The organism is Microbacterium sp. W4I4 (assembly GCF_030816235.1).
Lineage (GTDB): Bacteria > Actinomycetota > Actinomycetes > Actinomycetales > Microbacteriaceae > Microbacterium.
Genome location: NZ_JAUSXT010000001.1, coordinates 2,148,882 through 2,163,161, shown reverse-complemented (window position 1 = coordinate 2,163,161; position 14,280 = coordinate 2,148,882). Strand labels below are relative to the sequence as shown.

Below are 14,280 nucleotides of genomic sequence, written 5' to 3'. Positions count from 1 at the left end.
CATGAAGACCTCTTCCTCCCGTCGGGTGGTGACGGCCGTCGTCACCGTGCTGGCGATCGCTCTCGTCGTCGTGCTCCTGACCGTGCAGCAGTCGCTGTCGACGGCATCCGCCGCCGCGCCCTCGCTCGATTCCGACTCCGCCGCTGTCGCGCCCGCCCCCGCCGACGCCCCAGACGCCCGCGCCGACGATGCCGACGCCGTCACGGTGTCCGACGGACTGATCGGCGACGGGGTGCGCGTGAGCGTGTTCGACGACGTGCCCGCGGTCACCGGCCTCGACGACGCGCTGCGCGAGGCGCTGCAGAACGCGGCGCGGGCGGCGGCATCCGACGGCGTGCAGCTGCGGCTCAACAGCGGATGGCGCTCGCCGGCCTATCAGCGGCAGCTGCTGCAGGAGGCCGTGGCGAAGTACGGCTCCGCCGAGGAGGCTGCGCGCTGGGTCGCCACGGCCGACACCTCGGAGCACGTCACGGGAGAAGCGGCCGACATCGGTCCTTGGCAGGCGGCGGAATGGCTCGGACGTCATGGCGCGCAGTTCGGCCTGTGCCGGATCTACGCCAACGAGGCCTGGCACTTCGAGCTGCGGGCGGATGCCGTGACCGACGGCTGCCCGCGCATGTACGCCGACCCGACCGAGCGGAGGCGATGACCATGACGACCATCACCCAGGAGCGGATGCCGGCCGCGCAGCACCGCACACGATTCGAAGCTCCCACGCTGCAGCTGCTGCCGGATGCCGTCGCCGAGAACGTGCGTCGGATGCGCGCCGGCGGCCCGGTCATGGCCGTCGTCAAAGCAGACGGCTACGGACATGGGGCGCTCGCCGTGGCATCCGCGGCCCTCGATGCCGGAGCCGAGTGGCTGGGCGTCACCGACATCGCGGAGGGCTCTCGGCTGCGCGACGCGGGCATCACGGCGCCGATCCTGGCCTGGCTGCATCCGTCCGGGATCGACGCGGCGCTCGCCGCCACCGCGCGGATCGACGTCGCCGTCGGATCGGTGGACGAGCTCGCCGAGCTGATCGACGACGCCCGGATGCCGGTGCGCGTGCACCTGCAGCTCGACACCGGCATGGCCCGCGGCGGCTGCCCGGTGCAGGATCTGCCGGCGCTGCTGCGTCTGGCCAGGCGCGGACGCGACGCCGGCCGGATCGACGTGGTCGGGGTGATGGGGCATCTGCCGCAGGCCGACCTCGCCGACCCGCGGGCGAACCTGCCGTGGGTGATGCGGATGCAGCACGCCCGTGACACGGCGCTGCGCGCCGGCTTCGCCCCGCTCGTGACGCATCTCGGAGCCACGGCGGCCGCCCTGCACGACCCGGCCAGCCGCTTCGACCTGGTGCGGATCGGCGCAGGTCTGGTGGGCATCGACCCGGCAGGACGGAGTGCACTGGTGGGACGGAGCGCACTGGCCCAGGCCGGGCGATTCACCGCACCGGTCGTTCACGGCTCCGAGGTCGCCGCACGCACGCCGATCGGCTACGCCGGCGCCTACGTGACCGACCGGCGCACGCACCTCTCGGTCATCGGGGTCGGCTACGCCGACGGCATCCCGCGAGAGCTGTCGCCGACGGCATCCGTCGAGATCGCCGGACGCCGGCACCGCATCGTCGGCCGCGTCTCGATGGACCAGATCGTCGTCGACACGGGCGACACGGCGTATGCCCGGGGGAGCATCGCCACGATCTTCGGGCCGGGTGGTGCGGCGCCGAGCGTGCAGGAGTGGGCGGACTGGGCGGGAACCATCCCGCACACCATCGTCACGGGCATCGGCGCCCGCGTGGTCAGGAGCGTCGCATGATCCGGGTGGTGGTGATCGGCGGAGGGCAGAGCGCCGAGCACGAGGTCTCACTGGCCGGTGCGGCCGGCGTCGCCGCCGCACTGCGCGAGAGCGGGTTCGCGGTCGATGAGCTGACCATCGAACGCGACGGATGCTGGGCCGGCACCGCGGGACTGCTCGCCGATTCGCCGGCGCGGTCGCTGCAGGGCGCGCTGGCCGTGCTGGCGGGTGCGGATGCCGTGTTCCCGGTCGTGCACGGTCCGCTCGGGGAGGACGGCGCGCTCGCCGCGCTCTGCGGCCTGGCCGGCGTCCCGGTCGTGGGCTCGGGGGTGCGCGGCGGCGCGATCGGGATGGACAAGTGGGCGACGAAGCTCGTGGCCGAGGCCGTCGGCATCCGCACCGCCCGCGCCCGGCTCATCGGACGCGCCGACATCGGCGAGGTGGAGTTCGAGGAGCCCGTCGTGGTGAAACCCGTCGCAGAGGGCTCGAGCTTCGGTGTGAGTCTGGCGACGGATGCCGCGCAGCTGCAGGACGCACTGCGGCTGGCGGCGCGGTACGACGACCGCATCCTCATCGAGGAGGTGGTGCGCGGGCGGGAGATCGACGTCGCGGTGCTGCGTGAGGCGGGCGGAGTGCGGTGGGCGGCCCCGCCGCTGGAGATCCGGACGGCGAGCGACGCCGGACTGTTCGACACGACGGCGAAGTACGACGGCTCGGCGAACTTCATCGTGCCCGCCGACCTCACACGCGGCCAGCGGTCCGCAGTGACGACCGCGGCACTGCGGATGTTCGATGCGCTGGGGTGCGCGGGCGTCGCGCGGGTCGACTTCTTCCTCACCGACGACGGGCTCGTTCTCAACGAGGTGAACACGATGCCGGGGCTGACCGCGCAGTCCCAGGTGCCACGCATGTTCGCGGCCGCAGGCATCGAATACGGCGAGCTCGTCACGCGGATGGTGCGGTCGGCGCTCGCCGAAGCGGGGGCAGCAGCCGCTGCGCGGGCACGGGCACAGGCACGCGCATGAGCACGCGCGAGCGCGAGGGATGGCCCGACGTGGTGAAGGGCGTCTGCATCATCCTCGTGGTGCTCTGGCACGTCGTGGTCAAGCACAGCTCCCATCTGCCGTGGAGCGGGGCCGACGGCATCCCGCAGCTGTGGACGCTCGTCAGTGCACAGCTGCTGCCGCTGCGGATGCCTCTGTTCTTCCTGGTCTCCGGCATGTTCGCCGCGGGGGTGGTGCTCGCGCCGGAACGGACGCGGCTCGGCGAGAGGGCGCTGCGGCTGGGGCTGCTGTACGTGCTGTGGGTGGTGATCCAGACGTTCGCGCTCGCCGTCGCCGGCCCCGAGTTCGACACCGCGCGGGCCACCGATCTCGGCGGGCTGCTGCTGAACCTCACGGTCAGCCCGACCAATCTTTGGTACCTGCTCGCGCTCGCGCTGTACCTCGTCATCGGCAGGATCACGCGCGGTGTGCCGACGGCCGTGCTGCTGCCGGTGGCGTTCGCAATCTCAGCGATCGCCGCCGCGGGCGCCCTGCCCGACTGGGGCAACCTGTGGCAGGTCGTGCAGAACGTGTTCTTCTTCCTCGCCGGCTTGAGACTGCGCCCGCAGGTGCGCCGCCTCGCCGAGCGCCGGCCCGGTCGGCGGACGGCCGTGGCGCTCGCCGCCGCCTATGTCGCCGGGCTCGTGCTCGTCTCGCTGCTGGATGCTCGGGAGTGGTTCGGCGTGTGGACCCTGCTGTCGACGCTGGCGGTGGCCGCGGGCGTCAGCATCTGCGCGCTGGTCGATCGGTGGGAGCCGGTGGCCGCGCCGCTGCGCTGGGTGGGACAGCGGACCCTGCCGATCTACGTGATCCACATGATCCCGCTCGCCCTGGTGGATCGGATGCTGCGCGACGTGGACGGCTGGGTGTTCAGCGGTCCCGTGCTCGCCGTGATCGAACCGCCCCTGGTCGTAGCGGTCGTGATCGCGGCGAGTCTGGGCGCGCACGCCCTGCTGATGCGCGCCGGAGCGCGGGCGCTGTTCGATCCGCTGGTGCTGCGGCCTGTTCGGTCCAGGACCGGCTCGCACGCCGGTCGATGAGGAGGACGGCTGCGATCGCCGTCCTCCTCATCTCACCGAAGTCCCGCGAAGAACTCCCGCACGTCCGCCAGCAGCATCTGCGGCTCCTCCAGTGCGGCGAAATGCCCGCCGCGCCCATCGACATCGGTCCAGCGCACGATCGTGTTCGACTTCTCCTCCGCGAATCGCAGTCCCACGTCGTGCGCGAACACCATCACCGCGGTGGGAACTCCCGAGTTCTCGGGCACGGCACCCCATCCGGCATCCTGCGCGTACCCGACGTATGCGGCCGTCCCGCCCGTCGCCGTGAGCCAGTACAGCGCCGCGTTCTCGAACAGGAATCGCTCGCCGACGAGGTCGGCGGCGGGGGTGTGCGCCGGATGCGTCCACGCCTGGAACTTGTCGTGGATCCATGCGAACTGCGCCACCGGGCTGTCGGCGAGCATCGCACCGATCAGGGCGGGTCGTGTCGATTGGATCGAGATGTAGCCGAACTCCCGCTGCATGAACTCGCCGACCCGGCGCAGCCGATCGTGCTCCAGAGGTGTGAGCGCCGCAGCCGTCTCGTCGTCGACCTGTCCCACGAAGGAGCCGAGCGATCCGTTCGCGTGGATGCCGATCACCCGGTCGGGTGCGAGGCGCCCCATTTCGGGCGCGACACCCGCCCCCATATCGCCGCCTTGGATCGCGAAGCGCTCGTAGCCGAGCCGCGTCATCAGTTCGAGCATCACGACCGCGATGTCGCTGCGCTTCCAGTCCGCGCCGACCAGCGGTGTCGAGAAGCCGAAGCCGGGATGCGAGGGGATCACGACATCGAAGGCGTCGGATGCTGCGCCGCCGTGTGCGAGCGGATCGGTGAGCGGCCCGATCAGTGCCTCGAACTCCAGGAACGACCCGGGCCAGCCGTGCATGAGCAGCAGCGGCATCGCATCGGCATGCGTCGACCGCACGTGCACGGCGTGGATGTTCTGGCCGTCGATGTTCGTGATGATCTGGGGCAGTGCGTTCAGCCGCGCCTCCGTCGCGCGCCAGTCGTGCTGCGCCCAGCGGGTCATGAGAGCCTGCAGCTCCACCGACGGGATGCCGGTGCTGCGGTCGTCGACCGGGAGGGGCTGCGGGAACCGCGCGTCGTCTAGTCGGCGCCGCAGATCGGCAACCGCGGAGTCGGCGACCTCGATGCGGAATGGCTGGATCAGGTTCGTGTTCATGACTTCAGCTTTCCGGCCTAAGAGGCCACAATATGACCTGATACTGAAACAGGCTGGGTGCATGACTCGAACCACCGGACGAACCCTCGCTCTGCTCGCCCTGCTGCAGGTGCGCAGGGAATGGAGCGGCGCCGAACTGCGCGAGCGCCTCGAGGTGAGCGATCGCACTCTGCGCCGCGACATCGACGACCTTCGTGAGCTCGGGTACGGCGTCGAAGCCACCCGGGGCAGACACGGCGGATATCGGCTCGGCGTCGGCGCCGAGGTGCCGCCGCTCACCCTCGCCCCGGATGAGTCCGTCGCGATCGCCGTGGGGCTGCGTGCCGCCGCGACGAGCGTGGTGACAGGGATGGAGGATGCCTCGGCCCGCGCGCTCGCGAAGCTGGAGCAGTCGCTGTCACCGTCGACCCGCCGCCAGATCGTCGAGGTGGAGCAGGCGATGGTGCCGCTCGTGCGGGCCGGGCAGGACATCGACTTCGAGGTCGTCACCGCGCTCGCCGCTGCCATCGCCTCGCGCCGGCGGCTGCGCGTCGACTACACCCGCCACGACGGTGCCGAGATCCAGCGGGTCGTCGAGGCGCACCGCATCGTGCACACCGCAGAGCGCTGGTACCTCGTCGCCTGGGACATCGAACGCGAAGCGTGGCGCACGCTGCGGGTGGACCGGCTGAGGCGTCCGGTTCAGCTGCGCGAGGAGTTCGGGTTGCGCGACATCCCCGACGACGCCCTGCGGCGGTTCACGACGCACAGCATCACGACGGCGCCCTATCCGATCCGCGCGCGGGTGCGCATGCACGCGCCCGCCGCTGAGGTGTCTCAGCACTTCGACGCGACGATCGCGCAGGTCGTGGACGACGTCGCCGGCACCAGCATCCTCACCGCCGGTGCCCGCACGCCGGAGGAGTTCGCGCTCTACATCGGCATGAGCGGCATCGAGTTCGAGGTGCTCGAGGGAGAAGAGGTGCGACGAGCGCTCGGCGAGATGGGCGAGCGGATGCTGCGCGGGCGAGGGTCGGAGGAGACCAGCTCTCGACATAGGGGATGAGGGAGCGGATGCTGGACGCATGACAGCTTTCACAGCGGATCGCGCGTTCAGCGGCTTCAGCGTCGACGACATCGATGCTGCTCGCGAGTTCTACGGGAAGACCCTCGGACTCGAGGTCAGCGACAACCCGATGGGGTTCCTCGACCTGCGGCTGCCCAGCGGCGGATCGATCCTCATCTACGGGAAGCCGAACCACGAGCCGGCCAGCTTCACGATCCTGAACTTCCCCGTGGCGGACGTGGACGCGGCGGTGGACGACCTCATCGCCCGCGGCGTGCAGACCAAGATCTACAGCGACGAGGAGTTCCCGTCCGATGAGCGCGGCATCGTGCGCGGTGGCGGGCAGGGGCCCGACATCGCGTGGTTCCGCGACCCGGCGGGCAACGTCCTCGCCGTCATGCAGGCCTGAGTCGGCCTACAGCCGGTCGACGCCCGTCACGGCGATGACGGCCTCACCGGCCTCGTCGGATGCCGCCAGGTCGACGGTCGCGGTGATGCCCCAGTCGTGGTCGCCCGCGGGGTCGTCCAGGATCTGACGCACCGTCCAGGAAGAGCTGGCCTGCTCGATCAGCAGCAGTGCGGAGCTGCGGGCATCCGGGCCGGTGAGGATCTCGTCGTGCTCGGCGTAGTACGCGTCCAATGCGTCCGACCATCCGTCGAAGCCCGGGTCCAGGGCCTCCAGTCCGTCCTGGTCCTCACGGGCGGCGAGCTGCACCCGGCGGAACAGCTCGTTGCGCACCAGGATCCGGAACGCCCGCACGTTCGAGGTGAGTCGCTTCGGGGCTGGCGGGACGACGGGCTCGTCGCCATCGCCCTTCGACAGGCTCAGGGACCCGGAGATCAACTCCTCCCACTCGTCCAGCAGGCTCGAGTCGACCTGCCGCACCAGCTCGCCGAGCCACTCGATCAGATCGCGGAGGTCTTCGGTCTTCAGGTGCGCGGGGATGGTCTGGGAGGCCGCGCGGAAAGCATCAGAGAGATACCGCAGCACGACGCCCTCAGACCGGGCGGTCTTGTAGAACGCGACATATTCCCCGAACGACATGGCCCGCTCGTACATGTCGCGCACGACGGACTTCGGATGCAGCTCGAAGTCGCGGATCCACGGCTGCGCGGCGCTGAACGTCTCGAACGCCGCCGACAGCAGCTCCTCCAGCGGCTTCGGATACGTGATCTGCTCGAGCAGCTCCATGCGCTCGTCGTACTCGATGCCCTCGGCCTTCATCGCACCGACCGCCTCGCCGCGGGCGATGAACTCCTGCTGCGACAGGATCGCGCGCGGCTCGTCGAGAGTGGACTCCACGATCGAGATCATGTCCACCGCGAACTGCGGAGAATCCGGGTCCAGCAGCTCGAACGCGGCCAGAGCGAACGGCGACAGCGGCTGGTTGAGTGCGAAGTTCGGCTGCAGGTCGACCGTGAGACGGATGCCGTCGGCGTCGTCCTCCACGATCCCCGACTCCCGCAGCGTGCGGTAGATCCCGAGCGCCCGCAGGGCGAGCAGGCGCTGCTTGGCGCGCGGCTCGTGGTTGTCGTATACCAGTGCCCGCATATTGGCGAAGACGTCGCCGCCGCGACCGATCACGTTCAGCATCATCGCGCTGGTGATCTGCATGTGCGAGGTGAGGGTCTCGGGCTCGGAATCGATCAGCTTGCGGAAGGATGGCTCGCCCCAGGACACGAATCCGTCCGGAGCCTTCTTGCGGATGATCTTGCGCTTCTTCTTGACGTCGTCGCCCGCCTTGCGGATCGCGGCGGCGTTCTCGGTCTCGTGCTCCGGCGCCTGCGCGACCACGGTTCCCGCGGTGTCGAATCCGGCGCGGCCCGCGCGCCCTGCGATCTGGTGGAACTCGCGGGCGTTCAGCTGCCGCATCCGCTGCCCGTCGAACTTCGTCAGCGCCGTCAGCAGCACCGTGCGGATCGGCACGTTGATGCCGACGCCCAGGGTGTCGGTGCCGCAGATCACCCGCAGCATCCCGCGCTGAGCGAGCTGCTCGACCAGGCGGCGGTACTTCGGCAGCATCCCGGCGTGGTGCACACCGATGCCCATCCGCAGCAGCCGGGAGAGGGTCTTGCCGAACGCGGTCGTGAAGCGGAACTCGCCGATCAGCTCGGCGATGGCATCGCGCTGCTCACGGGTGGCGACCTTCGCGCTGGCCAGCGCCTGCGCCCGTTCCATGGCCGCAGCCTGAGAGAAGTGCACGATGTAGATCGGCGCCTGCCCGGTGGTGAGCAGGTCGTCGATCGTCTCGTGGATCGGCGTCAGTTCGTAGTAGAAGTGCAGAGGCACCGGCCGCTCGACGCCGGTGACGACCGCGGTCTCGCGCTGCGTGCGCCGGGAGAGATCGGATGCCAGATCCGTGACGTCGCCGAGCGTCGCCGACATCAGCACGAACTGCACCTGCGGCAGTGTCAGCAGCGGCACCTGCCAGGCCCAGCCGCGGTCGGGGTCGCCGTAGAAGTGGAACTCGTCCATCACGACCTGGCCGACATCGGCGTCCGGGCCCTCGCGCAGCGCGAGGTTCGCGAGGATCTCGGCCGTGCAGCACACGATCGGGGCATCGGCGTTGACCGACGAGTCGCCCGTGATCATTCCGACGTTCTCAGCGCCGAAGATGTCGACCAGGCTGAAGAACTTCTCGCTGACCAGGGCCTTGATCGGAGCCGTGTAGAACGTGCGGCGTCCCTCGGCGAGGGCGGCGAAGTGCGCGCCGACCGCGACCAATGACTTGCCGGTGCCGGTGGGCGTGGACAGGATGAGATTCTGTCCGGACATGATCTCGATGACCGCCTCGTCCTGCGCGGGGTACAGGCTGATGCCGGTCGACTCCGCCCACTCGACGAACGCCGTGTACACGGCATCCGCATCGGAACCGCGGACGGGAGTGGGATCGAGAAGCATGATGTCTCGATCCTTTCACCTCGGGCGGACCTTTCACCTCGGGCGGAGGTGTCCGGCCTAGTCGAGCTCGAAGTCGACGTGCAGGAACGCCCGCAGCTCGGCATCCTCCGGAATCGACTGGAAGATCAGGTCTTCGCCGTGAAGGATGCCACTCGAGACAGGTCGCAGATGACAGGACTCGGCATTGCCCCCGGCGGCGAGCTCCGCCGAGGTGTCGCAGACACCGATCATCTCGCCGTCGACGAACGCGGCGGCCTGGAAGTCCGCGCGTTCCGGTGTCGGGCTGAGCGTCGAAGCGATCGTGGCGGTGATCTCGCCCAACTGCGGATCCGTGGCTTCGATCCCGCTGATCGTCACCGAGCCTGTGAAAGGCGACGCCTTGGCGGCGATGTCGGTCTGCTCCAGGACCAGCGATGCGACGGCGTCGGGATCGGCGCGCACCGTGCCCACCCTCATGATCTGCGCGGATTCCGGCAGGAGGTCGGCGATCGCGATCGCGCGGTCCAGGATGCGGCCGTCGGCGTCGTAGGCGGTGAGGTCGTAGAAGATCGTCACCGCCTGCGTGGCGGAGTCGTTGGTCACCGGGACGAACAGGCTCACCTCTCCGTCCTCCCACGGTTCCGCCACCCAGGTGCCGAAGTCCAGTGGCGTCTCTCCGACGGTGATCGGGATGCGGTGCACCGTTGCGGGTTCGGCCTTCGGGTCGGGCGTAGAGGGGGGAGTGTCGGATGCTGTGGGAGGGGCGACGGCCTCTGCGCGGGCACCGATCGCGGTGAGCAGCATGGTGCCGAACAGAACCGTCGTGGACAGCAGCACCGGCGCGGCGATGCTGAGGGCGATCAGGATGCCCCGTCCAGGCACTGCGGAGGACCCGCTCACCGGCTCGAGCGCGTTCACAGCGGGGTGTCCAGTGTGTAGAAGGCCGAGAAGAAGGCCTCGTCGGGGAAGTCGCCGATGGGCTCGGGTTCGTTCCTCGAGGTGGGCTCCAGGGTGCAGCGGGCGGTGAACGTGCCGTTCGCGGGGACGTCGACGAAGTCTGTGCACAGGGCGAACACCTCACCGTCGACGGTGCCGAGAATCGCGACTTCCGTGTACTCGGCAGGTGCGCTCAGCGTCGACGTGAACGTGCCCTCCACGACACCGCCGTCGCCACCGCGCATCTCGTCCAGCACCACGGTTCCCGTCACGATCGGGGCGTCGAGCTCGAAGCTGGTCTGCTCGACGCGGATCGATGCGACATCGAGCATGTTCTCGGCCAGCACGCTGAAGAAGAGTGTCGCCTGGCCGGGGAGGAGGTATGCGTTCGCGCTCCAGCGGCTGACCAGCGTGTCGTCCTCGTCGTAGAGACTCACGTCGAAGAACGCAGTGGCAGCGCGCTTCGCATCCGTATTGCTTATCTGCGAGTACAGCGCGGTGTAGCCATGGGCATCGGTGGTGGACATGAAGAAGTACCCGAAATCGAGGTCCGAGACGACTTCCACCTCGCGCCCCTGCACGACGCGGTCGGCATCCGCGGGTTTCTCCGTCGGTTTCGGGCTCTTCGTCGATGTCGGTGCGGGCCGCGCGGCGGCGTTCGACACCAGCAGGGTGCTCACCCCGAACGTGACGGTCGCGATCAGCAGCACGGCGCAGACGATCGACAATGTCACCAGCAGCGTGACGCCACGTGCAGCATTCGGTGTCGACATCTCCACCCCTCCCCGGGGCCGAGCGTAGCAACGCGCGAGCCCGCGGAGTATGGGGCATTGTGCCCATGCTCAGGAGTGAAGACCCGGCGTCAGGCCTTCTTGACGAGGCTCGACTTCAGCAGCATGGCGCCGAAGCCGTCGACCTTGCAGTCGATGTCGTGGCCGTTCACGGGATCGATGAGGCGGATGCCGCGCACCTTCGTGCCGACCTTGATGTCCTTCGGCGAGCCCTTGACCTTGATCGAGGTGGTGACGACCACGGTGTCGCCGTCGGCGAGCACGTTGCCGACGGCATCCTTCACGACCCGCTCGGCGTCGGCATCCGCTTCTTCCGACGCCGCGGTCGGCGACCACTCGTGCCCGCACATCGGGCAGACGAGCAGCGCGCCCATCTCGTAGGCGTGCTCGCTCGAGCACTCGGGGCAGAGAGGAAGGGAGTCGGTCATGCCTGCCATGGTATCGCGATATGATGAATTCATCACATCGCTACTGTCGGGAGAAGGAGAGCGGATGCTGAGCAACCTGAACCGCCCGTTGTACGAAGTGAAGGCAGGTCTGTTCAAGGGCCTGGCGCACCCCATCCGCATCCGCATCCTCGAAGTGCTGTCGGCCACGCCGGAGACATCCGTCTCGGAACTCCTCGATGTGGTCGAGCTCGAGGCCTCGCACGTCTCGCAGCACCTCGCCGTGCTGCGTCGCAACCGTCTTGTGGCATCCGAGCGTCGGGGCAGCCTGGTCTTCTACCGGCTGGCCTACCCCGAGGTCGCCGATCTGCTGCGCGTCGCGCGCACCCTGCTCGGGGAGGTTCTCGAGACCACCCGGGAGCAGCTCGTCGAGCGCGACGGGCTCCCCGACATCCCGGTACGCGCGTGAATCCCCGCGCGCTGCTTTCGCTGCTCCCCTCCCGCACCGACTACCGGGCGGTGCCGCGCACCTGGCGCGGCGACCTGCTCGCGGGCGTCACGGTCGGCATCGTCGCCCTGCCTCTCGCACTGGCCTTCGGTGTCAGTTCGGGCGCGGGAGCCGAGAGCGGCCTGGTCACCGCGATCATCGCCGGCATCGTCGCCGGGATCTTCGGCGGCTCGAACGTGCAGGTCTCCGGGCCCACCGGGGCGATGGTCGTGGTGCTCGCGCCCATCCTGGCTGCACAGGGCGCTGGCGCTCTCGCGCTGATCTGCCTTCTCGCCGGCATCTTGGTCCTCCTCGCCGGCGTGCTGAGGCTCGGCCGCACCATCAGCTACATCCCGTGGCCCGTCATCGAAGGGTTCACCCTCGGCATCGCGATCATCATCTTCCTGCAGCAGGTGCCGACCGCGACGGGGACTCGGCCGGGGGAGAGCACCAACGCCGCGATCGCGGCCGTGCAGTCACTGATGACCGCCTCCTGGCCGAAGCTCGGCTGGTCGCTGATGCTCGTGGGTCTCGTCGTCGCGATCATGCTGATCGGCCTCAGGGTCGCACCGAAGTTCCCGGGCTCGCTGGTGGCCATCGTGGTCGCCGGCTTCCTCGCCGTGCTCCTCGACCTCCCCGTCGACGTGATCGGCGAGCTGCCCTCCGGCCTTCCGGCGCCGGTGCTGCCCGCGGTGGAGTTGGGAACGGTCACCGGTCTTATCGGTCCCGCCGCGGCCGTCGCCGCGCTCGCCGCCATCGAATCGCTGCTCGCAGCCCGGGTCGCCGCGAGCATCTCCGACACCGGCCCCTACGACGCCGATCGCGAGCTGGTCGGACAGGGGCTGGCATCCATCGCCTCCGGGTTCTTCGGCGGGATGCCCGCCACCGGCGCCATCGCGCGCACCGCGGTCAGCATCCGTGCCGGAGCGCGTACACGGGGCGCCGCCATCGTGCACAGCCTGCTGCTGCTCGCGATCGTGCTGGTCGGAGCATCCGTCGTCTCGCGCATCCCGCTCGCGGCGCTCGCCGGCGTGCTGATGGTGACCTCCTGCCGCATGGTCGCCCCGACGACCGTGCGCGCCGTGATGGGATCGACCCGGGCGGATGCCGTGGTCTTCGTGGTCACCGCCATCGTCACCGTCAGCGTCGACCTCATCTACGCCGTGCTGATCGGTGTGCTCGCGGCCGGATTCTTCGCGCTGCGGCAGCTGGCGAGGGCCAGCGGCGTGCACCGCGAGGAGCTTCCCGGGGCGGCACAGCCCGGCGACGAGCGGATCGCCGTGTTCCGCATCGAGGGCGCCCTGTTCTTCGGCGCGGCCGAACGGATGATGGAGCGCGTCAGCACGCTGCGCGACATCGAGGTGGTCGTGATCCGCATGTCGCAGCTGCAGATCCTCGACGCCACCGGCGCCCAGGTGATCACCGACATGATCGGATCGCTCGAGCGCCGGGGGATCACGGTGCTCGTGAAGGGCATCCAGCCTCGGCACCTGAAGCTCGCCGAGCACGTCGGCGTGCTGCGCTCACTGCGCCACCAGAACCATCTCTTCGACGACCTGGACGCCGCGGTCGCCCACGCCCGCAGCCACGTGCTGCGCGCCGCCGCCTGACGCGCGTGATCCGCGGGCCCGGGGTCAGGTCTCGTCGCGCAGCTCGCCGTGGATGCGGCGCAGGTCCTCCATCAGCGAGCCGACGAGGATCCAGTGATCGGATGCCGGCGGCCGCACCACAAGCGGCGCGGTGAGCGCCGGGATGGCCGAGGTCATGGCATCCGGCTCCGTCGCATCCGCCGCCTGCACCGCGAGCCGGGCGTCGTGACCGGCCCGGCGCAACTGCTCGGCGATCGCCCGCACGGCCGGGTCCTCGGCCAGGGAGTCGTCGTAGTGATCGAAGTACGCCCGCGTCATGCCGATGACCTGCGTCGTCACCGGGGAGAGGCGTTCGAAGAGCGTGCGCAGCCCGACCAGGTCGTCGCGGTGCCGGGACCGGCGCGGGTTCAGAGCGAGGGACTCCTCGCCGGCGATGAGGGATGCCTCCGCGGCATCCTTCATCGGACGCAGCAGCCGCACCTGCAGCATCAGCTCCTGCAATTGGGGTTGCGGTGCGGGTGGTGAGCAGGGCGTCGGCGAGACGGTCGAGGGACGCCGCGAGTTCGCGGCCCAGCATCCCGATGTCGCGCCGGGCCGGGGCTGCGAGCACGGGCGGCACGATCAGGACGTTCACCACGAAGCCGATCGCCGCGCCGATCAGCGTCTCGATGATGCGGTCCAGCGCGTAGTCGGGATTCGACGCACCCAGCGCCAGTACCAGCACGGCCGAGATCGCGACCTGGTTGGCGGCGCCGGTCGAGGCGCGCAGCGCCCAGGCGATCAGCATCGCCACGACCACGGCGGCCAGCACCACCCAGCTCTGCGGGCCCAGCACCATCGTCAGCAGCACGGCGATGACGACGCCGAGGATCACTCCGGCGCTGCGCTCCAGCGCCTTGGACAGTGATTGGTTGACGCTCGGCTGCACGACCAGCAGCGCGGCGATCGCCGCGAACACCGGGAGTGGGCCGGGCAGCAGCCAGCCTGCCAGCAGCCAGGCAGCGATCGTGGCCGCGGCAGACTTCAGCACCTGCAGCAGGGGTGCCCGCCGGGCCGAGCGGATCGCGGAGAAGCGCATGCGTCAACGGTAGCCGGGTGGGGTGCTGCATCCGCGCA

General features: G+C 69.7%; 14 protein-coding genes and 1 pseudogene. 8 read left to right on the top strand and 7 right to left on the bottom strand.

The window, feature by feature from the left end; translation table 11 throughout:
* Position 1 precedes the first annotated feature (1 nt).
* The 4 genes from QF046_RS10135 to QF046_RS10120 are packed head-to-tail and all read left to right on the top strand — an operon-like array spanning position 2 to position 3,862.
* Positions 2-649, top strand: a complete 648-nt coding sequence (locus tag QF046_RS10135; protein WP_307369317.1) for a M15 family metallopeptidase — start codon at positions 2-4, stop codon at positions 647-649.
* 2 nt (positions 650-651) lie between these two features.
* Positions 652-1,800, top strand: a complete 1,149-nt coding sequence (gene alr, locus QF046_RS10130) for an alanine racemase (protein WP_307369315.1) — start codon at positions 652-654, stop codon at positions 1,798-1,800.
* Positions 1,797-2,804, top strand: a complete 1,008-nt coding sequence (locus tag QF046_RS10125; protein ID WP_307369313.1) for a D-alanine--D-alanine ligase — start codon at positions 1,797-1,799, stop codon at positions 2,802-2,804. The genes alr and QF046_RS10125 overlap by 4 nt, the downstream gene beginning before the upstream one ends.
* Positions 2,801-3,862 (top strand): acyltransferase family protein, encoded by a 1,062-nt coding sequence (locus QF046_RS10120; protein WP_307369311.1) that lies wholly within the window; start codon positions 2,801-2,803, stop codon positions 3,860-3,862. The genes QF046_RS10125 and QF046_RS10120 overlap by 4 nt, the downstream gene beginning before the upstream one ends.
* Positions 3,863-3,894: 32 nt before the next feature.
* Here QF046_RS10120 and QF046_RS10115 read toward each other — a convergent pair whose 3' ends face one another.
* Entirely contained in the window at positions 3,895-5,049 is a 1,155-nt protein-coding gene (locus tag QF046_RS10115) for an epoxide hydrolase family protein (RefSeq protein ID WP_307369309.1), read from the bottom strand.
* 61 nt (positions 5,050-5,110) lie between these two features.
* Between QF046_RS10115 and QF046_RS10110 the strand changes: the two genes are divergently transcribed.
* Entirely contained in the window at positions 5,111-6,094 is a 984-nt protein-coding gene (locus QF046_RS10110; protein WP_307369307.1) for a YafY family protein, read from the top strand.
* Positions 6,095-6,113: 19 nt separating this feature from the next.
* On the top strand, positions 6,114-6,503 hold the full coding sequence (locus QF046_RS10105) for a VOC family protein (RefSeq protein WP_307369305.1): 390 nt from the start codon (positions 6,114-6,116) through the stop codon (positions 6,501-6,503).
* 6 nt (positions 6,504-6,509) lie between these two features.
* On the opposite strand, the gene QF046_RS10100 is transcribed toward QF046_RS10105, so the two are convergent.
* The 4 genes from QF046_RS10100 to QF046_RS10085 form a co-directional block, all read right to left on the bottom strand.
* A complete protein-coding gene (locus QF046_RS10100) occupies positions 6,510-8,996 on the bottom strand; it encodes an RNA helicase (RefSeq protein ID WP_307369303.1) in 2,487 nt (828 codons plus the stop codon).
* 57 nt (positions 8,997-9,053) lie between these two features.
* Entirely contained in the window at positions 9,054-9,893 is an 840-nt protein-coding gene (locus QF046_RS10095; RefSeq protein WP_307369302.1) for a hypothetical protein, read from the bottom strand.
* Positions 9,890-10,684 carry a hypothetical protein gene (locus tag QF046_RS10090; protein ID WP_307369300.1) on the bottom strand — a complete coding sequence of 265 codons (795 nt, stop codon included), beginning with the start codon at positions 10,682-10,684 and terminating at the stop codon, positions 9,890-9,892. Before QF046_RS10090 ends, QF046_RS10095 begins: the two co-directional genes overlap by 4 nt.
* An 89-nt stretch (positions 10,685-10,773) precedes the next feature.
* Complete coding sequence (locus QF046_RS10085; protein ID WP_307369298.1) at positions 10,774-11,130, bottom strand: zinc ribbon domain-containing protein YjdM; 357 nt, start codon at positions 11,128-11,130, stop codon at positions 10,774-10,776.
* Positions 11,131-11,194: 64 nt separating this feature from the next.
* Between QF046_RS10085 and QF046_RS10080 the strand changes: the two genes are divergently transcribed.
* The gene (locus tag QF046_RS10080; RefSeq protein ID WP_307369296.1) at positions 11,195-11,557 is read left to right on the top strand and encodes a metalloregulator ArsR/SmtB family transcription factor; all 363 of its coding nucleotides are present in this window, start codon (positions 11,195-11,197) and stop codon (positions 11,555-11,557) included.
* Positions 11,554-13,185: a SulP family inorganic anion transporter gene (locus tag QF046_RS10075; RefSeq protein WP_307369293.1), complete on the top strand. Its 1,632-nt coding sequence runs from the start codon at positions 11,554-11,556 to the stop codon at positions 13,183-13,185. The genes QF046_RS10080 and QF046_RS10075 overlap by 4 nt, the downstream gene beginning before the upstream one ends.
* 24 nt (positions 13,186-13,209) lie before the next feature.
* Here the strand turns inward: QF046_RS10075 and QF046_RS10070 are convergent, their stop codons facing one another.
* Together QF046_RS10070 and QF046_RS10065 are read right to left on the bottom strand one after the other, a co-directional pair.
* Positions 13,210-13,653 carry a hypothetical protein gene (locus tag QF046_RS10070; protein WP_307372916.1) on the bottom strand — a complete coding sequence of 148 codons (444 nt, stop codon included), beginning with the start codon at positions 13,651-13,653 and terminating at the stop codon, positions 13,210-13,212.
* A 193-nt stretch (positions 13,654-13,846) separates the two neighbouring features.
* Positions 13,847-14,242 (bottom strand): annotated as a pseudogene (locus tag QF046_RS10065) (aromatic acid exporter family protein); the annotation flags it as partial.
* Positions 14,243-14,280: the final 38 nt, after the last annotated feature.

Excerpts from the sequence above, each read along its gene's own strand:
- QF046_RS10135 (WP_307369317.1), top strand. The coding sequence starts at position 2 with ATGAAGACCTCTTCCTCCCGTCGGGTGGTGACGGCCGTCGTCACCGTG.
- alr (WP_307369315.1), top strand. The coding sequence starts at position 652 with ATGACGACCATCACCCAGGAGCGGATGCCGGCCGCGCAGCACCGCACA.
- QF046_RS10125 (WP_307369313.1), top strand. The coding sequence starts at position 1,797 with ATGATCCGGGTGGTGGTGATCGGCGGAGGGCAGAGCGCCGAGCACGAG.
- QF046_RS10120 (WP_307369311.1), top strand. The coding sequence starts at position 2,801 with ATGAGCACGCGCGAGCGCGAGGGATGGCCCGACGTGGTGAAGGGCGTC.
- QF046_RS10115 (WP_307369309.1), bottom strand. The coding sequence starts at position 5,049 with ATGAACACGAACCTGATCCAGCCATTCCGCATCGAGGTCGCCGACTCC.
- QF046_RS10110 (WP_307369307.1), top strand. The coding sequence starts at position 5,111 with ATGACTCGAACCACCGGACGAACCCTCGCTCTGCTCGCCCTGCTGCAG.
- QF046_RS10105 (WP_307369305.1), top strand. The coding sequence starts at position 6,114 with ATGACAGCTTTCACAGCGGATCGCGCGTTCAGCGGCTTCAGCGTCGAC.
- QF046_RS10100 (WP_307369303.1), bottom strand. The coding sequence starts at position 8,996 with ATGCTTCTCGATCCCACTCCCGTCCGCGGTTCCGATGCGGATGCCGTG.
- QF046_RS10090 (WP_307369300.1), bottom strand. The coding sequence starts at position 10,684 with ATGTCGACACCGAATGCTGCACGTGGCGTCACGCTGCTGGTGACATTG.
- QF046_RS10085 (WP_307369298.1), bottom strand. The coding sequence starts at position 11,130 with ATGACCGACTCCCTTCCTCTCTGCCCCGAGTGCTCGAGCGAGCACGCC.
- QF046_RS10080 (WP_307369296.1), top strand. The coding sequence starts at position 11,195 with ATGCTGAGCAACCTGAACCGCCCGTTGTACGAAGTGAAGGCAGGTCTG.
- QF046_RS10070 (WP_307372916.1), bottom strand. The coding sequence starts at position 13,653 with ATGCTGCAGGTGCGGCTGCTGCGTCCGATGAAGGATGCCGCGGAGGCA.